Origin of the sequence: Leptolyngbya sp. FACHB-541, from assembly GCF_014695875.1 — a bacterium.
GTDB lineage: Bacteria > Cyanobacteriota > Cyanobacteriia > Elainellales > Elainellaceae > JAAUTN01.
On the sequence record NZ_JACJPC010000060.1, the window covers coordinates 40,256 to 67,118 of the forward strand.

General features: G+C 48.8%; 23 protein-coding genes. 11 read left to right on the plus strand and 12 right to left on the minus strand.

Annotated features, from left to right (window positions below):
* Nucleotides 1-8: 8 nt before the first annotated feature.
* The 5 genes from H6G00_RS12700 to H6G00_RS12720 form a co-directional block, all read right to left on the minus strand.
* Nucleotides 9-1,295 carry a phospholipase D-like domain-containing protein gene (locus H6G00_RS12700; protein WP_190797004.1) on the minus strand — a complete coding sequence of 429 codons (1,287 nt, stop codon included), beginning with the start codon at nucleotides 1,293-1,295 and terminating at the stop codon, nucleotides 9-11.
* A 186-nt stretch (nucleotides 1,296-1,481) separates the two neighbouring features.
* Entirely contained in the window at nucleotides 1,482-2,219 is a 738-nt protein-coding gene (locus H6G00_RS12705; protein ID WP_190797086.1) for an ABC transporter permease, read from the minus strand.
* Between the two features lie 128 nt (nucleotides 2,220-2,347).
* On the minus strand, nucleotides 2,348-3,265 hold the full coding sequence (locus tag H6G00_RS12710; RefSeq protein WP_190797005.1) for an ABC transporter permease: 918 nt from the start codon (nucleotides 3,263-3,265) through the stop codon (nucleotides 2,348-2,350).
* 61 nt (nucleotides 3,266-3,326) lie between these two features.
* On the minus strand, nucleotides 3,327-4,478 hold the full coding sequence (locus H6G00_RS12715) for a spermidine/putrescine ABC transporter substrate-binding protein (RefSeq protein WP_190645449.1): 1,152 nt from the start codon (nucleotides 4,476-4,478) through the stop codon (nucleotides 3,327-3,329).
* Between the two features lie 95 nt (nucleotides 4,479-4,573).
* Nucleotides 4,574-5,701, minus strand: a complete 1,128-nt coding sequence (locus H6G00_RS12720) for an ABC transporter ATP-binding protein (RefSeq protein WP_190797006.1) — start codon at nucleotides 5,699-5,701, stop codon at nucleotides 4,574-4,576.
* Between the two features lie 363 nt (nucleotides 5,702-6,064).
* Between H6G00_RS12720 and mrdA the strand changes: the two genes are divergently transcribed.
* From mrdA to H6G00_RS12740, 4 genes are all read left to right on the plus strand, one after another.
* Nucleotides 6,065-7,882, plus strand: a complete 1,818-nt coding sequence (gene mrdA, locus H6G00_RS12725) for a penicillin-binding protein 2 (RefSeq protein ID WP_190797007.1) — start codon at nucleotides 6,065-6,067, stop codon at nucleotides 7,880-7,882.
* A gap of 95 nt (nucleotides 7,883-7,977) precedes the next feature.
* Nucleotides 7,978-8,904: a homoserine kinase gene (gene thrB, locus H6G00_RS12730; protein ID WP_190797008.1), complete on the plus strand. Its 927-nt coding sequence runs from the start codon at nucleotides 7,978-7,980 to the stop codon at nucleotides 8,902-8,904.
* 32 nt (nucleotides 8,905-8,936) lie between these two features.
* Nucleotides 8,937-9,896 (plus strand): HEAT repeat domain-containing protein, encoded by a 960-nt coding sequence (locus H6G00_RS12735; protein WP_190797009.1) that lies wholly within the window; start codon nucleotides 8,937-8,939, stop codon nucleotides 9,894-9,896.
* 132 nt (nucleotides 9,897-10,028) lie between these two features.
* Complete coding sequence (locus tag H6G00_RS12740) at nucleotides 10,029-10,169, plus strand: hypothetical protein (RefSeq protein WP_190797010.1); 141 nt, start codon at nucleotides 10,029-10,031, stop codon at nucleotides 10,167-10,169.
* Between the two features lie 266 nt (nucleotides 10,170-10,435).
* On the opposite strand, the gene H6G00_RS12745 is transcribed toward H6G00_RS12740, so the two are convergent.
* Complete coding sequence (locus H6G00_RS12745; RefSeq protein ID WP_190797011.1) at nucleotides 10,436-12,253, minus strand: ABC transporter ATP-binding protein; 1,818 nt, start codon at nucleotides 12,251-12,253, stop codon at nucleotides 10,436-10,438.
* Between the two features lie 180 nt (nucleotides 12,254-12,433).
* The gene (locus H6G00_RS12750) at nucleotides 12,434-12,574 is read right to left on the minus strand and encodes a hypothetical protein (RefSeq protein ID WP_190645460.1); all 141 of its coding nucleotides are present in this window, start codon (nucleotides 12,572-12,574) and stop codon (nucleotides 12,434-12,436) included.
* A gap of 240 nt (nucleotides 12,575-12,814) precedes the next feature.
* Here H6G00_RS12750 and H6G00_RS12755 point away from each other — a divergent pair, with 240 nt between their 5' ends.
* Entirely contained in the window at nucleotides 12,815-13,768 is a 954-nt protein-coding gene (locus H6G00_RS12755; RefSeq protein ID WP_190797012.1) for an SGNH/GDSL hydrolase family protein, read from the plus strand.
* A 63-nt stretch (nucleotides 13,769-13,831) separates the two neighbouring features.
* Here H6G00_RS12755 and H6G00_RS12760 read toward each other — a convergent pair whose 3' ends face one another.
* The 3 genes from H6G00_RS12760 to H6G00_RS12770 all read right to left on the minus strand — a co-directional run bounded on the left by H6G00_RS12760 (nucleotide 13,832) and on the right by H6G00_RS12770 (nucleotide 15,261).
* Nucleotides 13,832-14,215: a DUF4440 domain-containing protein gene (locus H6G00_RS12760; RefSeq protein ID WP_190797013.1), complete on the minus strand. Its 384-nt coding sequence runs from the start codon at nucleotides 14,213-14,215 to the stop codon at nucleotides 13,832-13,834.
* 4 nt (nucleotides 14,216-14,219) lie between these two features.
* On the minus strand, nucleotides 14,220-14,687 hold the full coding sequence (locus H6G00_RS12765; protein ID WP_190797014.1) for a GNAT family N-acetyltransferase: 468 nt from the start codon (nucleotides 14,685-14,687) through the stop codon (nucleotides 14,220-14,222).
* A gap of 331 nt (nucleotides 14,688-15,018) precedes the next feature.
* Nucleotides 15,019-15,261, minus strand: a complete 243-nt coding sequence (locus H6G00_RS12770; protein WP_190797015.1) for a hypothetical protein — start codon at nucleotides 15,259-15,261, stop codon at nucleotides 15,019-15,021.
* Between the two features lie 410 nt (nucleotides 15,262-15,671).
* On the opposite strand from H6G00_RS12770, the gene H6G00_RS12775 reads away from it, so the two are divergent.
* The 3 genes from H6G00_RS12775 to H6G00_RS12785 are packed head-to-tail and all read left to right on the plus strand — an operon-like array spanning nucleotide 15,672 to nucleotide 17,730.
* The gene (locus H6G00_RS12775; protein WP_190797016.1) at nucleotides 15,672-16,652 is read left to right on the plus strand and encodes an NAD(P)/FAD-dependent oxidoreductase; all 981 of its coding nucleotides are present in this window, start codon (nucleotides 15,672-15,674) and stop codon (nucleotides 16,650-16,652) included.
* A 49-nt stretch (nucleotides 16,653-16,701) separates the two neighbouring features.
* The gene (locus H6G00_RS12780; protein WP_347277740.1) at nucleotides 16,702-17,157 is read left to right on the plus strand and encodes a GNAT family N-acetyltransferase; all 456 of its coding nucleotides are present in this window, start codon (nucleotides 16,702-16,704) and stop codon (nucleotides 17,155-17,157) included.
* A 45-nt stretch (nucleotides 17,158-17,202) separates the two neighbouring features.
* Nucleotides 17,203-17,730, plus strand: coding sequence for an adenylate kinase (locus tag H6G00_RS12785; RefSeq protein ID WP_190645471.1), 528 nt, complete (start codon nucleotides 17,203-17,205; stop codon nucleotides 17,728-17,730).
* A gap of 220 nt (nucleotides 17,731-17,950) precedes the next feature.
* Here H6G00_RS12785 and H6G00_RS12790 read toward each other — a convergent pair whose 3' ends face one another.
* Nucleotides 17,951-19,060: an S-(hydroxymethyl)glutathione dehydrogenase/class III alcohol dehydrogenase gene (locus H6G00_RS12790; protein ID WP_190645473.1), complete on the minus strand. Its 1,110-nt coding sequence runs from the start codon at nucleotides 19,058-19,060 to the stop codon at nucleotides 17,951-17,953.
* An 11-nt stretch (nucleotides 19,061-19,071) separates the two neighbouring features.
* Between H6G00_RS12790 and H6G00_RS12795 the strand changes: the two genes are divergently transcribed.
* The 3 genes from H6G00_RS12795 (at nucleotide 19,072) to H6G00_RS12805 (ending at nucleotide 23,707) form a co-directional block, all read left to right on the plus strand.
* Nucleotides 19,072-19,260 (plus strand): hypothetical protein, encoded by a 189-nt coding sequence (locus H6G00_RS12795; protein WP_190645475.1) that lies wholly within the window; start codon nucleotides 19,072-19,074, stop codon nucleotides 19,258-19,260.
* Nucleotides 19,261-19,305: 45 nt separating this feature from the next.
* Nucleotides 19,306-22,164, plus strand: coding sequence for a TIGR02921 family PEP-CTERM protein (locus H6G00_RS12800; RefSeq protein WP_199318457.1), 2,859 nt, complete (start codon nucleotides 19,306-19,308; stop codon nucleotides 22,162-22,164).
* 355 nt (nucleotides 22,165-22,519) lie between these two features.
* Nucleotides 22,520-23,707 (plus strand): calcium-binding protein, encoded by a 1,188-nt coding sequence (locus H6G00_RS12805; RefSeq protein WP_190797017.1) that lies wholly within the window; start codon nucleotides 22,520-22,522, stop codon nucleotides 23,705-23,707.
* A gap of 650 nt (nucleotides 23,708-24,357) precedes the next feature.
* Here the strand turns inward: H6G00_RS12805 and H6G00_RS12810 are convergent.
* The gene (locus H6G00_RS12810; protein WP_190797018.1) at nucleotides 24,358-26,817 is read right to left on the minus strand and encodes a hybrid sensor histidine kinase/response regulator; all 2,460 of its coding nucleotides are present in this window, start codon (nucleotides 26,815-26,817) and stop codon (nucleotides 24,358-24,360) included.
* Between the last annotated feature and the right edge of the window lie 46 nt (nucleotides 26,818-26,863).

The window sequence follows — 26,863 nt, forward strand, 5'->3', positions numbered from 1 at the left end:
TGAATAGGCTAGAGCAATTGTCGGAATATCAGTCCAAATTTGCCTCGAAATTTTTCTAAGAACGAGCGTTTTTGCCAATCTTCCAGGGAAATTAGAGCACTTTTGGCGAAAGAGTCTAGCAGAAAATTCTCGGTCTGTTGAGCCAGGTGGCGATCGCTCACGGACACATTCATCTCATCATTTAAGAAGAAGCTGCGCTCATCCATATTAGTGCTGCCATGACTAACCCAGGTATCATCGACCAGCACAACTTTGGCATGGAGCATGTTAGGTACATACTCATAAATTTTTACGCCAGCTTTGAGCAAATCCCCGTACAGCTCACGCGCCGTGTAGTAAACATAAGGCTTATCGTTGCGAACCCCCATTGTTAGAATTCGTACATCTACACCCGCTTTGCTAGCCTTTACCAGCACGTTCTGGGTGTGTTTATCGGGTACGAGATAGGGGCTGCTAATCCAGAGTCGCCATCGTGCTGCCTGAATGCTGGTCTGAAATAGGATGTGCAGTGCAGAGTTTTCAGGAGAAAAAGTGCCCATCGTCACGAAGGCAGTGTGTCCTTTGGGCGGGCAAGGTTGAAACACTTCTGAACTCAAGTCACCAACGCCGCCCACGGTTGTCCAGTTCTCCATAAAAACCCCTTCCAGGGTGCTCAAGATTGATCCCTCATAGCGCACCTCAAAATCTCGCCAAGGTGCACTGCCACCTGTATCGCTTTTACCATCCCACTCGTCTGAAACGCCTGCACCCCCGATCAGGGCAACTTTGCCGTCAACCAGCAATAGTTTGCGGTGAGTGCGGGTGTTGTAGTCAAGGGGCGCTTTCCAGCTAAACGGGCTGAAGAAGTGTACTTCTACACCTGCGGCTTTGAGCGACTTCCAGTATTTTTTGGGCATAGAGCTTGCCCCATGACAGTCAACTACAAGCTGCACTGCAACTCCAGCTTGGGCACGTTCACTCAGGGCGATCGCAAAATCATCTGCCCGTCGCCCTGGTGTCATGTAAAAAGTTTCAAAATGAATTGTCTTTTGAGCGCTTTGAATTGCCTGGAGCCGTGCTGCATAGATCTCATCAGCTTCAACAAAAAATCCGATGGGACACGCATGGGTGGGCAGACTAGAGGCAAATCCGGCGATCGCCAGGAAAAAACTAGGCTCATCCACCCTCGGAACATTCCGCAGCGGGTAACTGATCTTGCGACGAAAGCTGCCTCGGAAGTAAAGGATTAGTAGCGTAGCAGCAAGCAGAACCAGGAGAACAGTAATGATCCAGCCTAAAATTCCTTCTGGTTCCATGATTTTTCCTAGGTTCTGGCTCTAAGCCCTCGAATGACATTCAGGAGTTTAGAGGGATGAATCAATTTCTCGCTACTACCAAAAGCCAGATATTCCTATAGGAGCAGTCCATTACACCCACAAGCCAGCCTGCATGGATATGACTGCCAATGTTGTTTGTTTCTGCTTTCAACCGATATATCAAATCTAATAAGTCGATCGCCTCTGATCACCGCGATAGCGAATATATTCGGCTACAAATGCCAGTACGCCAGATGCCAGAATTAGCACGACGCTAAGCGCGTTGATGTCAGGTTTAACACCTGTGCGAACGCGGCTGAAGATTTCCATGGGTAACGTGTTCGCACCGCCGCCTGCTGTGAAGCTAGAGATTAACAAATCATCCATGCTCAACACAAAAGCTAGCAGGCAGCCAGATACGATCGCAGGCATCAATTCAGGCAGTAAAACTTTGAGGAATGCCTGAGTGGGAGTTGCGCCTAAATCCAGAGCCGCTTCTTCTAAATGCGGGTTTAAGCCAGACAGGCGAGTGGAAACCACTACTGCTACGTAAGCCAGACAAAAAACAATGTGGGATGCCACAATCGTCCACAGGCTGAGGGGGATCGCAAATGAGGCGAGAAAAACCAGGGTTGCAACGGCGATCGCAATATCAGGAATAATCAGCGGCAAATAGGAAGCCCCCCGATAAAGCCCTTTCCCCCAAAACTGGTATCGCGCTAAGCCTACTGCCATCAACGTTCCCAACACAGCCGACACGCCGACGGCACAAATGGCGATCGCTAGACTATCTTGCAGTGCGGCAAAAATTCGCGAGTCGTTGAATAGGATCTCGTACCACTTCAAACTAAACCCTTCCCAGGTGGCGCTAAAGCGTGAAGCGTTAAAGCTATAGAACGCCAAAATCAGAATCGGCAGGTACATGAACACAAACACCGCCAGCGAAATGACTGCCTGCCAGGATGCCCGGATTGGAAAGGTGGGTTTGGAAGTGGGTTTAGGGGAGTTCACGCCGCAGAGGAGGGGATTAAAGGTTAGGGATTGGGGATGAGTTATGAGAAGCTTTCGGGGTCGCGATCGCCATACTTGATTAACAGAGCGATCGCAATGCTCACTGCCAAGATCAGCACCATACTGAGACCAGAACCTAAGCCCCAGTTGCGAGTTGCACCAAGAAACTGGTTATAAATTAACCGCGAAACGGTCATGCTAGACGCGCCGCCCAACAGTTCTGGCACTACAAAATCTCCCAGACCAGCAATAAACACCAGCAAACAGCCTGCTGCAATGCCAGGTAGCGTTTGTGGTACCGTCACTTTCCAAAAGGTTTGTGGGGCGCTAGCACCCAGGTCTGCTGCTGCTTCTAGCAAGCGTTTGTCGAGCTTTTCTAAAGAAGCATAGAGAACCAGCACCATGTAGGGCAAAAAGCTGTAGCTCATGCCAATAAACACGGCTGAACTGCGGTTGAGTAGATCCAGCGTGGGTAGCCCAAAGGTGCTGAGAAATGAGTTCAGTACACCTGTGGGTCGCAAAATCGTGATCCAGGCATAGGCTCTGAGCAGAGAGGAAGTCCACAAGGGCAACACAAAACCAACCAGCAGCAGGTTTTGCCAGCGTTTGGGAGCCATCAGCGCAATCCAGTAAGCAACCGGAAACCCCAACAGCAGCGTCAAGACCGTACTGCCGAGGGCAAAAAAGACCGATCGCCAGATTACCTGAAGATAAATAGGCTGCAAAATGTTCAGGTAATTTCCTAAGCCAAAGCCATCCATTGGCTGTCCAGGACGAATCCCAGGAATCAAGCTGAGTTGAAAAATTAGCAGCGTTGGGATGACCAGCAGCAGCAACAGCCAAACTCCTGGTGGCCCCAGCAACACCAGTGGACCAACCAAGCGACCGAGCTTTTGCTGCCACCTCGGACTCACTTTGGCTTCAGGAACTACAGAAGGCGTTGGGGTTGAAGTTGACATAGACGCATAACGAGGAGGAAAAAATACAGGGGCGCAAACTTTGCGCCCCTACCCAAGTCAATTAGCTACTGGTTAGCTGTGTCCAGTACTGGTCATACAACTCTGTTGCTTCTTCCGAGACGGGTGCAATTCCCTCGCATCGATCGAGCAAATCTTGAGGTGGGAACAACTTCGTATCAGCTTTAGTTTCCGCAGATAGTTGCTCGTAGGCAGTTTTATTGGGCGTTGCAAATTTAAGTCGCTCTACTAAACTGGCAGCGTTTTCTGGCACCAGTAGGAAGTTTAGCCATTCATAGGCTGCATCCAGGTTGGGTGCCGACTTAGGAATAACCATCGTGTCCGTCCAGAGAGAGGAACCCGTTTCTGGAATAACGTACTCCAGGTCGGGATTCTCCTCGATTAAGGCAATTGCATCAACGGAGTAAGCCATTGACACAAGTAGGTCACCGCTGGCAACCTGGTCTTCCCAACCGTTGGTGATGAAGCTGGCGATCGCTGGTTTTAGCTCTACCAATCGGTCATAGGCTTCCTCAAGCTCAGCCGGATCTTCGGAGTTGTAGGAATAGCCGAGCGAATGCAACACTCCGCCCATGACTTCCCGCACGTCGTTCAACAAGGTGATTTTCCGCTCTAACGACCCCCCGTTTTCCCAGAAGTAATCCCAGCCTGTCAGGGTCGCACCTAGGTTAGCGGGATTGTAGATAAAACCTGTCGTGCCCCAAGTTGCGGCAATACTGTGGGCACTGCCCGGGTCATAAACGGGGTCTTGCCACTGCGGTCGCAGGTTGTCTAGTCCGACCAGACGAGATTTATCGAGGGGAGTCAGCATATCCAACCCGATCATCTCACTCACCATATAGTCAGATGGGAAGATGATGCTGTAGGCGCTACCGCCACCGGCCTGCATCTTCGCCAGCATGGTTTCATTGGAGTCGTAGGTATCTACAACGACTTCAACGCCCGTTTTTGCCTTAAAGCTGTCTAGCAACTCCTGATCCGTATAGTTTGCCCAACTGTAGACATGCAGAGTGCCGCCATCAGAAGCAGCACTGCTAGCTGCTGGCTCTTCAGAGCTAACGTCTGCCAGGTTACGGGCACAGTTTGACAAAACGGCACCCGAGAGGGCGGCGGCTGACAGTTGTAGAAAACCGCGTCTGGTGCTGGCGATCCGGGGCGATCGCCCTGGGTAAAATCGGGGCTTTCGGGTGTTCATTAGAAGTAAAACGCTCTCCTTGACCTAATACAACAGGGGAATATCAAACACGATGACAATTTTGTACGCCAATGCGAGACGAGATTTCAACTATCCTACGCTGTTAGCGCTAGACAATCAGTTTCTGCCCAATAAATATAGAGAGGGGAATCTGGTTCAGCAGCAAGTTTAGCTCGATTGGGCTGTAGAACGGTGAGGCGATCGCCCGACAGCAACTCCACCAAGTAATGGACGTGAGTACCCAAGTACATCGTATGCATCAGCCGCCCTTCAAAACAGTTGATTGGGCTACTGGGCTTTTCTAGACTCAGTTGAATTTTCTCGGGACGCACACTCACGACCACTTGATCGGGCGTAGAGCCATTTAAGGATTCAGTTGGCTTAACCAAAATTCGCAACCCTCGCTCTGTTCTCACCTGCCACATGCCATAGTCTGTCGTTTCTATTCGCCCCTTAAACAAATTTGTATCCCCAATAAAATCAGCCACAAAGGGCGTTTGAGGATAGTCGTAAATCTGATTTGGGGTGCCAATTTGCTCTAGCTTGCCATCGTGCATCACTGCAATTCGGTCAGAGAGGCTTAAAGCTTCTTCCTGGTCGTGAGTCACCATTACAAACGTCACGCCCAAGTTTTTGTGCAGTGTCGAAAGCTCAACCTGCATCTCCTTCCGGAGTTTTAAGTCCAGCGCGCCCAAGGGCTCATCTAATAGCACAACCGTCGGCTGATTAACCAGTGCCCTGGCTAAAGCAACTCGCTGCTGTTGACCTCCCGATAGCTGTGCTGGATAACGCCGGGCAAACTGCTCCATCTTGACCAAACGCAGCGCTTCCTGCACTCGCTTTTGAATTTCTGCCTTACTCTGACGCTTAATCCGCAGACCAAATGCAATGTTCTCCCAAACCGAGAGATGGCCAAATAGGGCATAGCTCTGAAAGACAGTATTAACGGGGCGACGATAGGCTGGCACCCCAGACATGGACCTGCCTCGAATTAATACTTCCCCGGCTGAAGGTTCTTCAAATCCGGCAATTAACCTGAGCGTAGTCGTCTTGCCGCAGCCCGATGGACCTAAAATGCTAAAAAATTCACCTTGTCGAATATTGAGATCAATTCCTCGAACGACGGTTTCGCCGTTAAATACCTTGAATACTTTGCGGAGTTCGACATCGAACCGCGTATTGGTCTCGGCGACGGGTCGATTTTGCATAGCAGTCTGAGACATTGTTGCAACTCTCCGCAATAGTTCCCAGTTAAGTGGTGAATCATTGATGTTAGCTAAGCCTATCTTTAGGCAGCCATTAAAAATTGATAGTTACCTGTGATACAGCTTGTTTTGGCGGATCAGCCTGGCCGACCGCTGCATTAAGCTGCCTCCCGTAGAATTTAGCTCTAATTGCACCAATACTTTATTGCATCAACTAGGATACAAGATACTAAAAGAGAAAATTGGCATTGCTTACCTGAGAATGGGCTAAAGTTGAACACAACCTTGGGGATCAGCTACGGTACTGCTTTGTAGAGAGTAGCGGTAGACTAGGAAAGGTTTTTTCAGATGGAAATCGTCGAGGCTTAATTTGTCGTGCCGATGACTCTAACCAAACACCCGTCTGCTACGACTCAGCAGCCCAATGCGCGCAGCGTTGGGAAACAGTATCAGTCTTTGGTGGTGATGCTGCTGGTCACTCTGACGCTGCTAGGGGGCATCGGAAGTCGTTTAACTTATTTGCAGTTGGTGCAGGGCGATCGCAACCGCCAGCTTGCTGACAACAACCGCATTCGTCTGATTCCAAGACAGCCAGAGCGCGGAAAAATTCTAGACCGGGAAGGTAGAATTTTGGCGGGTAGTCGCCTGTCCTATGCGGTGTTTCTCTGGCCGATCGCTAATCAACAAGCTGAATGGAACAGAATTTCACAGCGCCTCTCAGAAGTTTTAAACATTCCGGCTGACCAGATTCAGTCTCGCTTAACTCAGGCAGGCTACACCTCTCCGTTTTTGGTGCGAATTGCGCGGGGCATCAGTCCGGCTCAGGTAACCGCACTTGCCGAGTTTAGTCATGAACTGAAGGGCGTTCAGGTGCAGGCTGAAGCCGTGCGGAACTACCCCTATGGTGACCTGGCAGCGCACGTGATTGGCTACACCGGGGAAATGACCGACGACGAACTCACGGAGCATGAAGATGAAGGCTACCGCCTGGGCGATGTGATTGGTCAGATGGGCGTTGAGTCAGCCTTTGAGCAACGGCTACGGGGCGAATGGGGTGGGCAGCAGGTAGAAGTAGACGGCATGGGCCGCGTCCTACGAGTGCTGGGCGAAAAACCTGCAATGGCTGGGCGAGACGTGCAGTTGACGCTGGACTTAGACTTGCAGCAGGCGGCTGAAACTGCTCTGGGAGAAAGGAAAGGGGCGATCGTGGCGATCGATCCTCGCAATGGCGCTGTGCTAGCGATGGTCAGCCGTCCTGCCTTTGACCCCAACCTCTTCTCCACTTACATTACCGATGCCCAGTGGCAGCAGCTTCAGGGCATGGACTTTCCGTTTGTGAATCGGGCGTTGCAGGGCTATCCACCTGCCAGCACCTTCAAGATCGTTACTACGACAGCGGCGATCGAGTCGGGGGAATTCTCACCTGACACCGTTTTGCCGACCTATCCGTTCATTCGCGCAGGTGGTATCGAGTTCTGGGACTGGAATCGGGCTGGCTTTGGTCCGCTTGGCTTTGCGGGTGCGATGGCTTGGAGTAGCGATACCTTCTTCTATCAAACCGCGATGAGAATGGGTGAAGTGCCGCTGATTGAGTGGACTCAGCGCTATGGCTTTGGGCGCAAAACTGGGATTGAAATTACCGACGAGGAAGCGGCTGGCTTGGTGCCTGACGAAGAATGGAAACTGTCAGAGCTAGACGAACCCTGGTATCAGGGCGACACGATTAATATGTCAATTGGGCAAGGCTATTTGCAGGCTTCACCTCTGCAAGTTGCAGTGATGTTTTCAGTCCCAGCGAATGGCGGGTATCTGGTTAGACCACATTTGCTCAAAGACAATGAGGCGGAAAGGCAGTGGCGGCAGTCGCTCAACTTGCAGCCTGAAACGCTGCAAATTTTGCAGCGAGGGTTGCGGCAAGTCGTCACGAGCGGCACCGGAAAAGCTGTCAATGCGCCGGGACTGCCTCCGCTTGCTGGAAAGAGCGGCACTGCTGAAGATCCGCCCCGTGAGTCTCACACCTGGTTTGGCGCGTATGGTCCAGAAACGAATCCTGAAATTGTCGTAGTCGCCTTTGGTGAAAATTCTGGTGGCGGTGGCGGTTCTTTAGCTGCGCCAATGGTGCGTCAGGTTTTAGAAGCCTACTTCAAAGGAACACAGCCAACCGGAGCGGCGAGCCAGGAATCCGTTGTTTCGGACTAGGCGTTGTGCAATTTCAATCCTTTGTGGAATGGGCATCTTGCCTATCTGACGCAAGTAGGCAAAATGCCTGCGCCACAGTAAACTAAATTTTCGCTATGACCAACTCCGTCACCGTTACTGTTCCTGCTACAACCGCAAATCTTGGTCCCGGCTTTGACTGCATTGGGGCAGCGTTAAGCCTGTATAACCAGTTTCGCTTTTCCCGATTAAGCCCCAATTCCTCAGGTGAGTTGGCGATCGCCGTCACAGGGTTAGACGCTGAACAAGTCAAAACCGATCACAGTAACCTGGCTTATCAAGCCTTTGCCAAGCTCTATCACCATTTGGAGCAACCTGTTCCACCCGTGCAAATCGAGATCGACTTGGGTGTGCCACTCGCTAGAGGACTGGGCAGTTCTGCGACTGCGATCGTAGGTGGGCTACTGGGTGCAAACGAGTTAGCAGGGACACCGCTTTCCCAGGAAAAGGTGATGGAATTGGCAATCGCCTTAGAAGGACATCCCGACAACGTAGTTCCGGCATTGCTGGGTGGCTGTCGGCTATCTGCCTCAAATGCAGACGGCAACTGGACGATTTGCGATATTCCCTGGCACAGCGACATCATTCCGGTTCTGGCAATTCCTGACTTTGAGCTTTCTACGAGTGAAGCCCGCCGAGTTTTGCCGACCAGCTACAGCCGAGCCGATGCGATTTTTAACGTGGCGCATCTGGGCCTGCTGCTACGGGGACTGGAAACCGCAAAACCAGACTGGCTGCGTACTGCCCTGCAAGACCGAATTCACCAACCCTATCGCCAAACTCTGATTGCTGGCTTTGAGCAGGTTCAATCAGCCGCGATCGCCGCAGGTGCCTATGGGTTAGTGATCAGCGGAGCAGGTCCAACGCTACTCGCTTTAACTAACTTGAGTCAGGCAGAAGCAGTGGAGGAGGCGATCGCCACCACCTGGAAATCAGTAGGAATTACCGTTCAGGTCAAGGAATTAAAACTTGACGAGCGAGGAGCTTGGGTTGAACGGTTTTGAGGTTCCAAAATTCAAAAAGCTGACCTCTGAAAATGGCAAAATCACGCAAGCTGGAAGAACTGATTGAGCAGGTCAATCAGTTTCGGGAAGACCCGACTGCGGAAGCATCCCTGGAGGGGCTGCGGCAAATTCTTCAGAGCAAATACTCAGTGGCGATCGCCTCTGCCGCCAAACTCGTTGGGAAAGCTGCCATTAGTGAGCTAACGCCTGACCTGGTCACTGCCTTTGACCGACTGATAGAGAAACCGATCGAGCGCGACATTGGTTGCACAGGCAAATTCAGGATTGCCGAAGCACTTTACAAAATGGGACGCAGTGAAGCAGACCTGTTCTTGCGGGGCATTCAGCATCGGCAGATGGAGCCAGTTTGGGGTGGGCAAGAAGATACCGCACCCAGTCTGCGCGGAGTGTGTGCCCTCGGCTTGGTGCGAATGAACTATCCTGACGTGATGAGCGAATTGGCTGACCTGTTGGCTGACCCGATTCCGCTGGCGCGGGCGGCAGCAGCTAGGGCGATCGCCTACAGCGGCAGCAAACAGGGAGTTCCGCTGCTGCGTTTGCGGGTCAAGCTGGGCGACGAACCTCAGGTGCTTTTGGATTGTTTCACAGCGCTGATCAATCTTTCTCCTGATTCTCTGCCGCTAGTTGCCAGTTTTCTAGACGATGCCAATCCTCAAGCCTGTGAGATGGCTGCTCTGGCACTAGGCGAATCCCGCAGTAACGCAGCATTTGAGCAGCTTAAGCACTGGTGGTTACAGACAACACACAAAGAATTGCGGAAAACAGGACTGTTGGCGATCGCCATGCTGCGGCAAGACGAACCGCTAGAATTTCTGCTGTCACTGGTTGCAGAAGGTAAAAGTGCCGATGCAAAAGACGCTGTGGCCGCTTTGAGCCTTTATCAATCTGAGACGGCGTTGTGGCAACGGGTAATTCAGGCTGCTGAAACACGGGGCCCAGCCGCAACGATTATTCTAGGAGAATTTCGCTAAAAGTCAGGAAGGAGAAAAACTGGGAATTTTCTCCAACAGAGATGCAACCTGATTGACTAACAAATCTTCTGATGTAGGTTGGGTGGAGCAAAGCGGAACCCAACTCCTGCCCCAATTCTGTTGGGTTCCGCGATGCTTCACCCAACCTATGGGATGTCAGTGGTTTTAGGAGTTTTGTCAGTTAATCAGGGGATGAAACAGATCCGCTCAGTCACTATGCGCGATCGCCAAGCAGCCCTGCGGAATCGCCAAGCAGCCCTGCGGAATCGTTGAGGAGCTATGCGGAATCGTTGAGGAGCTGTGCGGAATCGTTGAGGAGCTGTGCAGAGTTATACCGATTTAATTTGAGCAGGACTTACGCAGGCAGATCCCCCAACCCTCTTAAAAAGGGGGCTTCTAGAATTCCCCCCTTGAAAAAGGGGGGCTAGGGGGGATCAAGGTTTTAGGACTACCCTTTAAGCTGGGTCACGTCAGTAGTAGTGCGACCCAACTAAAACAATGCGATGGACTTGACTACTCATGCGGCAAGGTTTTTGAACTTACACCAGCAGTTCACCTGTTTCTTGCAACGCATGGAGACGGTGATAGATGCCGCCGTGCTGCAATAGCTCGTCATGATTGCCGACTTCAACAATTTCGCCCTTGTCTAACACCACAATCTTATCTGCCTCGCGCACGGTGCTGAGACGGTGAGCAATGATAATCGTGGTGCGAGTACCAAGAATGCTTCGCATTGCCAGTTGAATCGATCGCTCCGATTCATAATCCAGGCTCGAAGTCGCCTCATCAAATACCAGCACATCGGGATTCATCAGCAAGGCACGGGCAATTCCTAGTCGCTGCCGTTGTCCGCCAGAGAGCCGCACCCCGCGTTCACCCACAATGGTGTGATAGCGCTGGGGAAACAGGTGAATAAATTCGTCTACTCGCGCAACCCGACAGGCAAACTCCACCTCTTTAAAGGAAGCATTGGGGTTGCCGTAGGTGAGGTTATCGAGCAGCGTACCGTTGAACACATCCACTTCCTGGTGAACGATCGCCAGTCGCTTGCGATAACCCGCCACATCTAACCTGCGAATGTCTTGCCCGTCGATCAAGATTTGACCCTGCTGCGGCTCAAAATAGCGAAACAGCATTTTCACTAGAGTAGACTTGCCGGAACCAGAACGTCCAACCAGTGCCACCGTTTGATAGGGCTCAATCAGCAGGTTGATGTCTTTCAGCACCGGACGATTTGGGTCATAGCCAAAGGTGACATGGGAAAAATCAATCTTTCCGGTGAACTGGTAGTGCTGCACAGCATTAGGGTCTTTCACCAGACTGGCAGCATCAGACCCCGTCGGCAGTTGCATAAACTCATGCAAGCTGACCATTGAGGCATAGCGACGAGCAAAAATCTCGGCGAGCTGACCAATGGGGTCTAGCTCAGAGTAAGCCATGCTAGAAATCGTCAGAACGGTGACAAAATGACCCAGGGAAATTTGCCCCCGTAGCGTCGCAATCAGAGTGAACGCCAGCACCAGGAATACACAGATTTGCACAATTGTGCGCTGCATCATGCCAAGCTTGATGTAGCCGCGATGAATCCGGTAATCGATCACCATAAACTCACGGTTAAACCGAGTGCTTTGGCGCTTTAGCTCGTGAGATTCAGTGGCAAAAGCTTTGACCGTTTTGATGTTGGTAATGATTTCCGAGGTACGGCTCTCAGTATTTTCTTCGTGTTTTTCGATCGCCCTTTCCTGAGCAATTAGTTGTTTTAGCTTGAACAGGCTAAGCGTGAGAACAAAGACAAACGAGACCAGGAAGGCGATCGCAATCCGCCATTCGATAAACCAGATCATGATGAAAATGCCCAGCACCCGTGCCAGCTTAGGAATGAGCTGTCCGGCAATTTCGGGATACGTCCAGGTGTGGTTTGACAGCCCTCTGGCGACCCGTCCGGCAATTCGCCCTGGGTTGTTTTCGTCGTAAAACTCTAGCGGTAAGGTGAGAATTTTGCGTAACACCTGCGTGGCGTGATCCCGCCGGGAACGCAGAGCAACATCCCAGTGAAACCAAGACCCGACCCAGGGCTGAATCGGCGCACGCACAACAGTGGTTAGAAAAATTAGACCTAATAAGACAGCGATCGCTAATCCTCGGTTAGACGGTAAATTAACTAAACTTGCCACCAGATCAACGCTGCGCTGAAGCAACGCATCCACAGGCTGGTTGGACAACACGTTCAGAATTTGCCCAATCGCGTAGGGCACCACCAGATCAATAATTTCAAAAAGGCTACTGGCTGCGATGCTGAAGGCAGCGATCGCAGCATACGGTTTGTAGTAACGGAGGATGTCGGAAAACTTTGCCATGATATTTAACCTCACTGCCACGCCAAATCGGTAGAAGCAGTCGAGTAGCCCCCAAATTCGTCAAGATTACAGATTGTAGCATAAGCGTATTACAAATAATTTATTAGCCCAAAAATTTTAGGCGGAGGTGCAGCTAAATTGCACTTCCGCCTAAAATTTTTGGAGTATTGGTTTGTAGGTTTAATTAAGCACGTAAGCAGACTGCAACGCCCACAAAATCAGCAAAGCAATCGAACCTAATAGCAGGGTAGAAAAAAGGGCGATCGCCACTGGGCTATCTGCTCCCTTAAACTTCATGATCCCTCGGTTGAAATCTGTCATAAATGCAGTGTCCTCCTCTTGGAAATTTTCAGGGTTAAAGACAGAATGGACTGGCTTGAAAAAGATTGGACTGAAGAATAGGGTTGAGAAAATTGCTAGAGCCGAACCTGCCTCGATTTTATCCAGGACTTAGAGCTTCTGAGGGCAAATTGAAGGATAAAAGCTTAAATCTGTCTTGAAGTTTGGTAAAGCAAAACTTTGGGCTGAGCTAGAACTACGCACTATGAATGAGGAAGTTAGATGAAGGTTGCTTTGATCGTCGTGGCGGTAATCGTCGGACTGGTTTTACTCACCGAAGTAGGCTTGCGAATTTTGTTTGGCTTCGGCGATCCGCTGATTTATATCGCTGATGAGCAAATTGGCTATTTGCTGGCACCCAACCAAAAAGTGCGTCGATTTGGCAACCGAATCACCATTAACCAGTACTCAATGCGGAGTCCCGAAGTTACAACATCTCGACCCCAAACAGCCCTGCGACTGCTGCTGCTGGGAGATTCTGTCGCGAATGGTGGCTGGTGGACAGACCAAAATGAGACGATTTCAGCCATGCTACAGCAGCAGCTACAGCCTTCTCTTAATCAGACTGAATTTGAGCAGCTAGAAGTCCTGAATGCTTCGGCAAATTCCTGGAGTCCGCGCAATGAGTTAGCCTATCTGCGGCAGTTTAGCAGCTTTGAGGCTCAGGTTGTGATACTGCTAATCAACACAGACGACCTGTTTGGTACGGCTCCGACTTCTCTTCCTGTAGGGCGCGATCGCAACTACCCCGACCACAAACCTCCTTTTGCTTTATCAGAACTGGTGAACCGCTATCTGATTAAACAGCAGCCCATCCCCGGAATGGATGAAGTGATGTCAGAAGGGGGCGATCGCGTTGGTTTTAACCTGGAAGCAATTCAGCAAATCAACGAGTTGGTTGGTCAATCCAACGGACGACTGGTTTTAGCCATGACTCCTTTACTCCGAGAAATTGGCACTCCTGGCTCACGCGACTATGAAATCAAAGCCCGTCAGCGACTAAAAGACTTTACTGAAGAAACCCAAATTCTCTATCTGGACTTTCTGCCCATCTTCAACAGTGCAGAATCATCCAAAGCCCTCTATCGTGATCACATTCACCTCAGTCCCCAGGGAAATCAACTCGTTAGTGAAAACTTGTTTAAAGTACTGTCATCCTGTGTCTTGCTTGACTGATCAAAATAACGTGAATTGTTCAGTTGTGTGGAGGAGCATTTTCTATACCATCTTAATAAGTCGTCAAGACAGCATAGGGTCTGTAGGCGTACCCTGATGAAACACCATTTGCCAACCTGATGAATCTAACCGCCAAATCGACGATCGGTTGGTGTGACGGAACAACTCTCCTGATAGATTCACATGAGCATCTCGATAGGTGAGTAGCGCGATCGAGTCTGAGAGCTTCTGCACAGCAAAGTCTTGAGCATGAACCTGCGGTGGTTCTGGATCAGTCGGTAATAACATCAGCGTGTCACTACGCGTGTATGAAGCTCCCGACCGACCGAACTCCCTGAAGTCAGGGGCAAGCAACTGTGCCAAGCGCTCTCGATCTCTACGGCACTCAGGTTGATGAAGTTTACACTCTAGTTCGCGCAGTGTGGCTAGCAGCGATAGGTTCTCCATCAGATTACTCTATGACCTCGGGTGAAGGGTTGATCCATTTCATCGGTGTTCCCCATATTCCATGCTTGAAAAAGCGATCGCCACTTTGTCTAAACCCCACTTTCTGATAAAAGCCAACTGCTTCTTCTGCGGCGTTGACAGTAACTTCATTCAAATCATAGCTACATTGGGTGAAAAGTTCTCGACCAATTCCTTGCCCAGAAAATTCTCTGCGGATAAACAGCAATGACAAATGATTGCCCCTCTTAAAGGCAATAAATCCAACAACGATTTCATTCCACGTTGCAACTAGCGTTTTCTCATTACTCAAGATTCTGTCTCTTAATTCCTCTGGATGACAAATCTGTAGCCATTCGGCAACACTTTCTGGTGTGCCATCTGTGAGTTTCCATAGAACCGCAGAAGCCCACATACAACCACTGATTTGATGCTCGTCTCCAATCTGCGGGAGTCTGTAGGTGATTGTGTTCATGGTTGTATGTAAATAACCTTTCGGCAACACCAATCTGAAAGGAGTAATGGTTGGGTTGCTTCCCTAAAGACAACAACGAGCAGTCTAACAATTTATTGTACAGAGCTTTGCTGTAGATCCACCCAAATTAAGGTAGGTCAACGGCTACTTTGCTGTAGATCCACCCTATATTGATGGATCAACGGCAGCCTTGCTGTAGATCTACCTGATTTGAGGAAGATCTACAGCAGGGTTCCGCAGATCTGCTCAAACTCAAGTGGAGCAAGCATGGGGCAAGAAGCCCGTTAGATGGATAAAAGGTGAGGGAGCGATCGCCCCCTCCTCTCTTCTCCTATCTTCTCCGATCGCGCGTTAAAATACTCATCACCTCACCAGAACTAGGTGCAGGTAAAAGCGGACTCCATGCATTGGGCTCAGCAAAGCCACGTCGATACAGATCATGAATGGTTTCAATCACACCATCACGAGAACCGATTACCAGGATTCGTAAGCGATCGCGCTCATCATTTTGCAGCGCAGAAATTTCTCTCTCAACAGTGGGCGTGTTGGGAGATTCTAAAAAGCATTGAGACATGAGTTGTGACTCCTTGAGGTTTACGAGGAAACCCCAAAAACCTAGCCACCCTGCACTAATTCACACGTGCAAAAACCCAGTGAAAGAACTAAAAGTGAGTTTATTTTCACTTTCGTGTCTTAAAGGATTCGCAACGCTTTTTTTGACATGACAAGTCGGGGTGGCTAAGGGAGTGTTAAAATCCACCATTAGCCGCCAGACTGCTGTTTCCAGTTTGGGGGTTAGCTGCTCAGGGCTGCTGCCAACAGCCTTGGGTAGCGCTAGATCTTTGGGTGTGGTCGGGTTGTCTTTAGTAAAATTGACAACCTTAACGTGAGAGCATATCTGGGATGGTGACGCTTCGTCAAGATGTTAGGCTACGGAAATTTTTGAGAGAATGAGGAACAGGCGATCGCATCTTAGAGGGTGTTATGAAATTAACCAAACAGAATCTCTCAGAACGTATCGATCATGTTTACGACGTGATTGTGGTCGGGGGTGGCGCAGGGGGCTTATCGGCTGGCGTTTATCTGCAACGCTACCTGCTTTCTAGTTTGATCATCGACAAAGGCAAAGCCCGCTCCTTTTGGATGCAAGAACTGCACAACTATCTCGGATTGCCATCAGACACACCAGGGCGATCGCTGCTGCGGCAAGGCAAAGAGCAATACCTCTCACTGGGTGGTGATATGCTCGATGGTTTTGTAGAAGAGATTGAAGATGAAGGCGAAACCTTTGCCGTTAAAGTCAAGATTGGTCGCCAGGACAGCCTCTATCAGACCTTTCGCACCAAGTACCTGATTGCCGCCAGCGGCATCATTGATTACTTGCCTAACCTAGACACCATGCGAAACGTGTATGACTATGCCGGATACAATCTGCACGTCTGCCTCATCTGTGATGGCTACGAAATGGTAGACAAAACAGTGGGCGTATTGGCCAACAGTGCCAGCAATGCAGAAGTTGCGTTTCCCTTGGGTTGGTTTACTCCACACATCACCGTGTTTACGCAAGGACTGTTTGAAGTTGGCGAATTGCGACAGAAACTACAGGAGCATGGCTATCAACTGGTCGAAAGTCCAATCAAGCAATTCCTGGGTGAAGACCATCAGATGAATGGAGTTGAACTGGAAGACGGCAGAACCATTTCACTAGAAGCTGGGCTGATTTCAATGGGGTCAAAGTACCATGCCGACTATCTAGAGAAGTTTAATCTAGAAAAGCAGGGTGAGAATCTAGTGACGGATAAAATGGCGCGTACTTCCCATCCTCGAATCTTTGCAATCGGTGATCTCAAAGTCGGCTTAAATCAAGTGGTCGTTGCGGCAGCAGATGGAGCATTGGCTGCTACTCAAATCTGGCGAGACTTGCGGCGAATTCCTGGTGCCAAACATCAGGCAAAGCTGTCTTAAGCTGCTTCCTACCATAATGTCTACAGAGCCAACTAAAAAGATGAGTGACTTGGAAATTCGCGAAGATGACCTGACCGGTCAACAGATCGCTGACCTTCTCCGGGAACATCTCGAAAATATGTATGAGATTACCCCACCCGAAAGTGCCCATGCACTCGATTTAGAGGCATTGCGATCGCCCGACATCACGTTCTGGACAGCCTGGGAAGGTGATGAACTGCTCGGATGCGGCGCACTAAAAGAACTAGATCCAAAAACTGGTGAGGTCAAATCAATGCGTACCGCTAATGCTCATCGACGCAAAGGAGTTGCCGCAAAAATTCTAGAACACATGATCAAAGAAGCTGAACGACGCGGTTATAATTGCCTCAATTTAGAAACAGGATCTTTCGCAGAATTCGCCCCAGCACGAGCCTTATACACACGGTATGGGTTTGAGTACCGAGGGCCCTTTGCTGGATATATTGATGATCCCAATAGTGTGTTTATGACGAAAAAACTCTAAGCTCTGTATCTCAAACAGGAATCAGTGTCTCAAACAGGAATCAGTATGAAAAAAGTAGCAGTGTTTGGCAATGCTGGAGGTGGTAAATCAACTCTAAGCAGAAAGCTATCAGAGATCACTGGACTGCCACTCTACATCCTGGACAAGGTTAAATATCAACCAGGAGGCATTGAGGTTCCAGATGAGGAATACAAATCCATCCATCAGAAAATTTTGACCAGCGATCAGTGGATCATTGACGGATTTGGTTCTCTGGAAACCCTTTGGCCGCGACTTGATGAGGCAGATAGTCTGATTTTTGTAGATCTGCCCCTCTACGTACATTGCTGGTGGGTCACTAAACGATTCGTCACAGGTTACTCTAATCCGCCCGCAGGCTGGCCTGATAAGAGCCCCATCTTAAAGAGTTCGATGAACAGTTACCGTGTGCTCTGGTTATGCCACAAATATTTGACTCCCAAATATCGCCAGTATGTTGAGCAAGCAAAGAACACTAAAAGTGTTTATCACATTCAATCTACTGAGCAGATTGCTCAATTCTTCCAATCTATTGAGAATGGGGCTAATATTTAACCCTGCTAGATAACCACACTAGATAATCCCAATATTGTAGGGGTGGGTTTTGCTGTTGAACCTCAGCTACTATCAGGGTTTGTCTACTAAACCCACCCCTACGAAGACTTACAGCAATTTCCATTTGCATAAACAACAAATCCCTGTAGGGGCGGTTCGCGAACCGCCCCTACTCTAAGGCTTACCCACTGGAATATTGCTGTATGCTTTACGCTAAGCACTAAAAAGTGATAACTGTGCGAATTCCTTCTCCTTTGTGCATGATGTCAAATGCCTCGTTGATTTGCTCAAGGGGCATCACCTGAGTAATCAGATCGTCAATGTTAATCTTGCCATCCATATACCAGTCCACAATTTTAGGGACATCAGTACGTCCTCTTGCACCACCAAATGCACTTCCTTTCCATACTCGTCCGGTTACCAGTTGAAAAGGGCGAGTGCTAATTTCTTGTCCGGCTCCTGCAACGCCAATGATCACACTCACTCCCCAACCTTTGTGACAGCACTCCAACGCCTGACGCATCACATTCACATTACCAATACATTCAAAGCTGTAGTCCGCTCCACCTTTTGTCAAATCGACCAGATAAGGAACTAAATCTCCTTCTACCTCTTTGGGATTGACAAAGTGAGTCATGCCCAGCTTCTCTGCCAGAGCACGTTTGCTGGGGTTGATGTCAACACCCACAATCATGTTTGCCCCAACCAGACGCGCCCCTTGAATTACATTCAAGCCAATGCCGCCCAGTCCAAATACAACGACATTCGCTCCGGGTTCAACTTTGGCGGTGTTAACTACGGCTCCAATTCCAGTTGTGACTCCACAGCCGATGTAGCACACTTTGTCAAAGGGAGCATCTTCGCGAATTTTGGCAACGGCAATTTCAGGTAGCACAGTATAGTTGGCAAATGTGGACGTACCCATATAGTGATGGAGCATCATGCCATCTTTAGAAAAGCGACTGGTTCCATCGGGCATTAGACCACGCCCTTGGGTGCTACGAATAGCTTGGCACAGGTTTGTTTTTTGGCTCAGGCAGTACTCGCAGTTACGACACTCTGGCGTGTAAAGCGGAATGACATGATCGCCAGGTTTTAAAGATTTTACTCCGGCTCCCACTTCAACGACGACTCCAGCGCCTTCGTGCCCCAAGATAGCGGGAAAGAGTCCTTCTGGGTCAGAGCCAGAGAGGGTATAAGCGTCGGTGTGGCAAACTCCGGTCGCTTTGATTTCTACCATCACCTCCCCGTCTTGTGGCCCTTCAAGCTGAACTGTCTCAATGCTCAGTGGCTCTCCTGCGGCGAGGGCAACTGCGGCTTTGACATCCATAACGCGCTCCTATGATCAGCAATTCCGATTTTTACAGCTTAATGACTATCTCACGTCCGCTGTCGGGTTGCCTCAGTCTTAAGCTTGGCTACTTTCTGGAGTTGCGATCGCATTTATCAAAACTTTACAAAACTATTCCCAAAATCGAGCCGATCTCGACTGAGGAAATACTAGGAACGCAATCAGGGATAGTCATTTAATTATCAGTCATCAATTACGGGCTGCTCACAAGAGGCAAATAGCAAATGACCCCTTCCAAACTGGAGCCACAACCTTACCTCAGCTTCACCATGAAAAAACTAGTTCACTTCTCTTATGGTTCCATCTTTTGGCTGTGGAACTGTACATTTTTGCTTCTAGCTTATGGAGTCGTTCTACCGCAAATCGGCTTTGCCTTTTCTGAAGACGTTTGGGCAGGTGTGGCCATTCCCGCGACGCTGGTTGCAAGCTTGATGGGTTTACTCCTGGTGCCGACGGTCTGCACCCTGGTGGGTTGGTTCCGATTACGCAAACAGCCTGTTTTGCTGATGCGTTTGTTTTATGGGGTCGAAGCGCCACTGGTGGCGCTATGTTTGCTGCGCCTATTCCTGATCCGAGAACTCACTCCGGCAAGCTCACAGATCTTGAGTACAGCGCTGTTTTGCATTGGGGCATTTGCGGTTGAGTTGCTGTGTGGGTTTGCGGCGCGCAAACGCACTTTGGCATGGCTACAGCTAGCAAGCCACAGCTTAATGTTGATTGTTGGAGTGTACACCGGAGTACTACTGACATTTTATGCGGTGCCTGCTCTGTGTGTATCCCTATTTGCAGTCTTCACATGGATTATCCAATTCTTCCAGCTTGAGTGGATACCCGTCCTGCGGGATACACTCACTCACAGTCCGCTACGCACAATCTGGTGGGTACCCGTTTTCCTCTTCCTATTCGGGTTTAGCTGTTCGCTGTTTTTTGCCATGCCGTTTGTGATGACAAATTTCTACTTGCGCTCTTGGTGGCGAGTGGCAGCAGCGTTTGGCGATCGCTACGGACAACTCAAAGCCGTAGCAGGGACAGCAGGGGTAGCAGTTGCCTGGTTACTCATTTTCACCGCTCTACAACAACAGCCCCAGATCGAAGCCTTTAAGCTGCTTTCACAGCCTGCTCCAACGGAGGGCGATCGCCAAGAACTTCTAGCTAAGTCAGATCTGATTCGGACAGGGCTGGTCAACGCTTATCTCAACTCTTACCGCTACATTAGCCCCTGGGAAGAAAGCAACAGCCTGAGCGAAACTTACCGCAACGTATTTAATCTGACTCCAGAAAAAGCTCAATTTTGGCAGGATTTACACAACCATATTCTTTCCCCATTCTTATATAACGGTTCGCGTGCTGATGCAGATAGAGCCGCCAACCTGTATGCAGAATTTTTTGATGCCCCGATTCAAAAGGCAGAACGGGAGGCAATTCAAAACGCGCTGCAATCTACCTCGAACCGGGACGAAACTCAGGCAGGATTGCTCAACATCAACCAGCAGATTGTCTGGCTAGCCCAGCAGCGAGTGAATGTGCATGAACATGGAGACTGGGCAGAGATTGAGCTGTATGAGCGTTATCAGAACCCCACCTGGCAGGATCAGGAGATCTTTTACTCTTTCTCATTACCCGAAAGTGCTGTTCTCACGGGGGTATGGCTGGGCGACAGCATGAGTCGAGCCACTCGCTTTCCGTTTGTCGTATCGCCGCGTGGAGCTGCCCAACAGGTCTACACCGGAGAGGTTGCCCGCAGCACTAACTTTGTGGCAGAAGATCCGGCATTGCTAGAGCAAGTTGGGCCACGGCAATATCGTCTGCGCGTATTTCCCATTCCAATGCAGCAGCAGAATGGTGAACCGGGAGAACTGCATCTGTGGATGACCTATCAGGCAATGCGACAGGAGCAAGGCTGGCCGATGCCTCATCTGGCAGAAAAGCGCAATGTCTTTTGGACAGAAGACACCGTACGTCGTCGCAATGGCAGAGCTGCTCAACTGCCAGCAGAAGAATGGCTAGAAACATCGCTACCCGCTCGACAACACGCGCCTCAAACTCATCAGGTGACGCTGCCAGGAGGTTATCAGGTTGTGGCAGAACCCCTGAGCCACAGTTCATCCGCTTTGCCCCAGTCCAAACGGTTTGCACTGGTGTTAGACCGCTCTCGCAGCATGGCAACTCATTCTAACGAGTTAACCAAAACCTTCCGCTGGCTAGCTCAACACAGTGCCAACAACGACCTGGATCTGTATCTCACCGCATCTGCTGGAGCCGAGCCGGAACGTCTGGATGATATTCGTGAGTTTGACTCTAGCAAAACTACTTTCTACGGCAACCTACCAATTCACACCATGCTGCAACAGTTTGGGCAGTTGCACGGTGAGACAGCTTATGATGCAGTGCTGGTAATCACCGATGAGGGAAATTATGAGCTAACGGTTGACGAGGCTGAACTTCCGGCGAGCGCCTCCCCACTTTGGGCTGTCCATTTGGGTGAATTACCTCCTGCTTACGATGATGCCACCCTGGAAACCATTCAAAAAACCAGAGGCGGAGTTGCAACCAATGTGGCAGAAGTAATGCAGCGCATCGCAACTGAGGAAAAACTAGGACACTCCGTTGCCAGCGTTACAGACGGCTATATCTGGAGAGTAGAATCACCCCAAGCTGATACTTCAGAAGTTGAACCTATAGTCAGTGCATCGACAGAAGCCGACTTCACACCACTCGCGGCTCGACAACTCATTCTCAAATTGAGTCGCGAAAAAGACATGACTCAGCTAGCCGAACTGGATGCGATTCACACTCTGGCAAAAGGTACTGAGATTGTCACTCCTTACTCCTCCATGCTGGTACTAGTCAACGATCGCCAGCGAGAACTATTGGCCCAGGCAGAAGTGAGTAGCGATCGCTTTGAGCGCGAAGTCGAGGACGGGTTAGACGAACTGACTCAACCCAATAACCCACTCAATGTAGCGACTGTTCCTGAGCCTGGAAACATAGTTGGAATGGGAGTGGTGGCGATCGTCCTACTTCTATCTACGAAAAAAAGACCTCGCTCCCACAGACAACCCCGTTCCTACAATTCACCATAGCGTCGCCACTGACCTGTTTTTGCGACACAACCTTTTTGCGACACAACCAACAGCTTTCGAGCAAAAACGATTTCAGCATGACAGATGTCACGCTAAGGAAGTGACATTTATTCGATGTGAGTGGAGTTGTTCACCCATTAACTTAGAAACATCACAAGAGAGCGCAATTGCTCAGCAGCTTCTCGAAGAGAAGATCAATGATTTGCGATGAGGCGATCGCCAATCGTTTTCACTTCAAGGTTGTCAAATTGGCGATTGAACCAAATCAGTTTTGACTACTTCAGTCGAGTAGCAAAGCTCGCTGCTGCATGACGTGATTTCTCTTACTTAATCTAATTTATCTGGGAACACTCAAATGGCAATTATCACGGGTACACAGTTCAATGATAACGGTAGCCAAAAACCCAAACTTAACGGCACCAACTTGGATGATTCAATCTTCGGATTTGCAGGTAATGATTGGCTGAATGGATTTGGCGGTAACGACCTGCTTAATGGTGGTTTAGGCGCTGACAAAATGATAGGTGGTCAAGGCAACGACACCTACATTGTTGATATCTCCACCGACCAAGTTTTTGAAGCAGCCAATGAAGGCATTGATACAGTTAAATCCTCAGTTTCTTTCTCCCTCTCCTCAGGCGGCAAAACAAATGTTGAGAATCTAACACTGCTTGGCAATGCTGCTAATGGTCTAGGCAATGCTTTAAACAACTATATTTTGGGCAACGGCAACAACAACAGACTGCTTGGAGGGAGGGGCGATGACTCACTCAGTGGTGCTGGTGGCGTTGACACTTTGTTTGGTGGTACAGGCAACGACAGACTCTTTGGTGGCATCGGTGCTGATGCGATGTTTGGCAGCAACGGCAGTGATACATATTACGTTGACAATGCAGCAGATATAGTTAATGAGTTGGACACTGACAATGGCTACGACAAGGTAATCTCTACCGTTAGCTTTGGTCTCAGCAGTGGTGTTGAACAATTATTTCTTGACAGCGCGGGTAACGTTAACGGCTTAGGCAATGACCTTAACAACCAGATCTACAGCGGTGTGGGCCACAACAAGCTGAGCGGTTCAGGAGGAAATGATTACCTTAGTGCCGGAGATGGCAACGACAGACTGTTAGGAGGAACAGGAAATGACACCTTGGTTGGAACTTGGCTCGATAACGCGGGTAAGGGCGAAACTGACAGGCTTACGGGTGGAACTGGAGTTGATTACTTCGCACTAGGTGCAGCAAAGAGTGGCGAATTTCCTTACATGGTGCGCTTCTATGACGACGGACAACGCAACACCTCTGGACAGACAGATTACGCGCTAATTACTGATTTCAAGGCGACAGAGGACAAGATTCAGTTAGTAGGCTCTAAGTCTGACTATCTACTCGCTAATGTTTCACTCAATAATATTTCTGGCACTGGAATCTACATTAAGAGCAACAGCCAGTTTGTCACAAATGAGTTGATTGGCGTAGTGCAAAATGTTGCCGCTAATACTCTCAGCTTAGACAGCAATTCCTTCAGTTTTGTCTTCGGTTAATTGATGATTTGTAGGGTGTGAATTAGCCTTAATCATGGAGCTAATACCAATTTTATGTAAAGCTGCATAGAACCCAGGTGCCTGAAACCCTTGCCCGAGGAGAAAACATTCTGTGCAACCTCATAGAGAATTAGTATAACACTTCTATGAAAGTTAAACACACCCTACACAAAAATCTTCTCCTAGGTACTTCCCATAACTCACACATTAATAGAACTAACAAAAGCAACGACCACTAACCAAACTTTTACGTCTTCTTGAGGCTAAGCAGCAAAGGAAAATTTCATGTCGCTTCACCATTCCATCTCTTCTAACACAAATTCCTCTAATCCAAACTCACGATCTTACAGATCAAAAGCATCAAAATTCTGGCGCTCTTTAAAGGGCGAGCGTTTCTTACAAGTTTGCTCAAGTCTTTATAGAGTTTTTGCCAATACAGTTGGCATAAATGACGAGTCTCAACTTGTTTGTAAATGCGATCGCCAACGCAACTTATACCTTGAAGTGTACGACCCAACTACGGAGATATATTGGCACTTCCACTCTAAACAGGACGCTTTAGTGTGGCTTAAACAGCGTTACTACACTCAGGATGACTGCAATTATCAGGCAAAGATTGAGGTAGTTCATCGGAATCAGTATGATGATTCTCAACTTTTAGCTTGTCCAACACAACATAAACTAATAATCTCTTCAAACCTAAAGTTGTTGACCAGATAGGTTAAGTGAGTGGCTAAGTTAGCATTCTTAGCAGGAACTTGTTGTATCAGGGCAATGACTTGTTTTGCATTCACTTTAGTCGCAGCCTGATGTAATTGCTCTATCCACTCGGGTGGCATTACTGTTAGATCTGAAGGAGTGAGAGCCTGAAGATAAGGTTGTACTGTTTGATTTTGCAGTTCGGTAGCGTAGACATAGCGCACATCCAAATATTGCGCCATCTTCTCAAAAATAATCTCCTCCCGTACGGGTTTGCGAACAAAATCATCGCAACCAATGGATAAGGCAACGATGCGTTCTTCTTCAAATGCACTGCCTGTTAACGCAATGACTATTGGTGCTGGTGTACCTGCTGCTTTAATCTGTTGGGTTGCTTTGTACCCGTTTACAATTGGCATTCGCATATCCATCCAAATTAGATGAGGTAACCAGCTTTTGGATAAGGCGATCGCCTCCTCTCCATTAGTTGCTTCTTTGACCTCAAAACCAATTGGGGTTAACAACTCTACAAGCAGCTGACGATTACTCAAGTTGTCTTCTACTACTAAGATGCGGTAGTTGGGCTGTCCGGCTTCTAAGCCAATCACATGACGATTGGGCACTTGAGTCTGAATTTGCTCCGGTTCAACCTGGCAAACTGGAATTACAAATCCAAAAGTTGATCCTACACCTACGCGACTGGTGACTGAAATTCTACCTCCCATCAGGCGTACAAACTTCTGGCTAATAGATAAGCCAAGTCCAGTTCCTTCTTGTGAATCGCGCCCCGTCTCGCTCTGCACAAAGGGCTCAAAGAGGATTTTTATTGCTTCAGGGGAGATGCCAGGTCCAGTGTCTTCGACCTCAAACTGCAAAGATGTAGTAGTTGAGCGCTGAGAATGCTCTACATCTTTTTCTGGCTCTTCAACTTGTTTCACCCGGAGTATTACACGTCCCGTTTGGGTAAACTTAATTGCGTTGCTCAGCAAATTCATTAGGACCTGACGCAGTTTGCTCTCATCGGTACGAATATGTTGAGGTAGATCTGGGTCCAGTTCAAAAACGAGCTGTAAGCCTTTAGACTCTGCCTTGAAGTGAAACATCTGCTGAAGCGAATTTAGCAGATCATAAAGGTTAAAACTACTCTCACTTAAAACAACTCTGCCTGCCTCAATCTTGGACATTTCTAACACATCATTAATCAAGTTGAGCAGGTGTTCACCGCTACGGCTGATGGTGTTGAGATAGTTTTGCTGCTTTGGATTGAGAGAGGTACTGCGAGCCATGAGTTGAGTAAAGCCTAGAATGACGTTGAGTGGCGTTCTAAACTCATGACTCATGTTAGAAAGAAACTGGCTTTTGGCATGGTTCGCGGTATCTGCTTCCTGAGCTTTTTGCTCTAACTGACGGCTATAATTTTCTAGCTGCTTGCGAGAAATTTGGAGCTGTTGCGCCAGCCAATAAACCCCGATCGCCAAAATTCCCGCTGACGCTAATCCTACCAACATGATTGTTCCTGCTAACTGACGAGCAGGAGCAAATGCCTCGTTTTGCTCCATTTCCACTAGCAGAGCAATGTCACGGTCGTTGAGCCAGCGATATACTCCAATTACAGACACACCTACATAGTTTGAATAAAGCCCGGAGCCACTAATCCCGTGCATTGCTGCGTCAATTCCGTGGCTGCTGATTTCTGGTAGAACGGTTTGCGATCGCGACTGTTCTCTAGAAATGAACATCGTCTCACTGCTGAATGAGCCGACCAAATAGGTTTCACCACTTCTACCTAAACCAGTACGTTCTCGCACAATTTGATCAATCCGATCTAGATTTAGGTGAGCCAAAATTAACCCCCGACGAGTGCCTAATTCATCGCGCAATGGCGCTGCTAATGTAACAGATGGTTTTCCTGTAGTTGATGAAACATAAAAGATTGGATCAAAAGTGTTTCCTGGCTCAACGTGATCAAGATAAGTAACACTAGCTAGAACCTCATATCTACCCTCACGGCTTCTATTCGTTGATAAAACAATACGATTGCTAGAATCCAAAATGGAGACTTCTAATAGACTAGGTTTGAGCTGAACGAATTTTGTTAAGTAGTCTGAAAGTTCCTCATGAGCTGCAGTGTAATTTGCGTCAGAACGCTCAGAAAGAAGTATTCCTAGATCATCCTGAATATTGGGAACCTGGGTCATCAATAAAACATCCCTTTGTTGGTCCTCAAACCAACGAGACATTTCTTCTTCTTTTAAGTTGGCTGTAACATTAAGCTGGTTAAAGGTTGCTTGCTTTAATGCTTCTCTGGCTCTGGTAAAAGCAACTCCTCCAACAACACCGACCGTTACAAGAGAAAGCAGTAAAAAGGAGCTAGAGACTCTATTCGTAATGTTTTGGTTCCAGAATCTCATCGCAGCTCTCCTAAAATTTTAAAGCATGTGAAAAATATTCTTCAAC

Coding starts and splice junctions, on each gene's coding strand:
- H6G00_RS12810 (WP_190797018.1), bottom strand. CDS start 26,817: ATGAGATTCTGGAACCAAAACATTACGAATAGAGTCTCTAGCTCCTTT.
- H6G00_RS12735 (WP_190797009.1), top strand. CDS start 8,937: ATGGCAAAATCACGCAAGCTGGAAGAACTGATTGAGCAGGTCAATCAG.
- mrdA (WP_190797007.1), top strand. CDS start 6,065: ATGACTCTAACCAAACACCCGTCTGCTACGACTCAGCAGCCCAATGCG.
- H6G00_RS12715 (WP_190645449.1), bottom strand. CDS start 4,478: ATGAACACCCGAAAGCCCCGATTTTACCCAGGGCGATCGCCCCGGATC.
- H6G00_RS12765 (WP_190797014.1), bottom strand. CDS start 14,687: ATGAACACAATCACCTACAGACTCCCGCAGATTGGAGACGAGCATCAA.
- H6G00_RS12720 (WP_190797006.1), bottom strand. CDS start 5,701: ATGTCTCAGACTGCTATGCAAAATCGACCCGTCGCCGAGACCAATACG.
- H6G00_RS12800 (WP_199318457.1), top strand. CDS start 19,306: ATGACCCCTTCCAAACTGGAGCCACAACCTTACCTCAGCTTCACCATG.
- H6G00_RS12700 (WP_190797004.1), bottom strand. CDS start 1,295: ATGGAACCAGAAGGAATTTTAGGCTGGATCATTACTGTTCTCCTGGTT.
- H6G00_RS12745 (WP_190797011.1), bottom strand. CDS start 12,253: ATGGCAAAGTTTTCCGACATCCTCCGTTACTACAAACCGTATGCTGCG.
- H6G00_RS12740 (WP_190797010.1), top strand. CDS start 10,029: ATGCTTCACCCAACCTATGGGATGTCAGTGGTTTTAGGAGTTTTGTCA.
- H6G00_RS12795 (WP_190645475.1), top strand. CDS start 19,072: ATGATCAGCAATTCCGATTTTTACAGCTTAATGACTATCTCACGTCCG.
- H6G00_RS12770 (WP_190797015.1), bottom strand. CDS start 15,261: ATGTCTCAATGCTTTTTAGAATCTCCCAACACGCCCACTGTTGAGAGA.
- H6G00_RS12805 (WP_190797017.1), top strand. CDS start 22,520: ATGGCAATTATCACGGGTACACAGTTCAATGATAACGGTAGCCAAAAA.
- H6G00_RS12785 (WP_190645471.1), top strand. CDS start 17,203: ATGAAAAAAGTAGCAGTGTTTGGCAATGCTGGAGGTGGTAAATCAACT.
- thrB (WP_190797008.1), top strand. CDS start 7,978: ATGACCAACTCCGTCACCGTTACTGTTCCTGCTACAACCGCAAATCTT.
- H6G00_RS12705 (WP_190797086.1), bottom strand. CDS start 2,219: ATGTACCTGCCGATTCTGATTTTGGCGTTCTATAGCTTTAACGCTTCA.
- H6G00_RS12775 (WP_190797016.1), top strand. CDS start 15,672: ATGAAATTAACCAAACAGAATCTCTCAGAACGTATCGATCATGTTTAC.
- H6G00_RS12710 (WP_190797005.1), bottom strand. CDS start 3,265: ATGTCAACTTCAACCCCAACGCCTTCTGTAGTTCCTGAAGCCAAAGTG.
- H6G00_RS12750 (WP_190645460.1), bottom strand. CDS start 12,574: ATGACAGATTTCAACCGAGGGATCATGAAGTTTAAGGGAGCAGATAGC.
- H6G00_RS12755 (WP_190797012.1), top strand. CDS start 12,815: ATGAAGGTTGCTTTGATCGTCGTGGCGGTAATCGTCGGACTGGTTTTA.
- H6G00_RS12760 (WP_190797013.1), bottom strand. CDS start 14,215: ATGGAGAACCTATCGCTGCTAGCCACACTGCGCGAACTAGAGTGTAAA.
- H6G00_RS12790 (WP_190645473.1), bottom strand. CDS start 19,060: ATGGATGTCAAAGCCGCAGTTGCCCTCGCCGCAGGAGAGCCACTGAGC.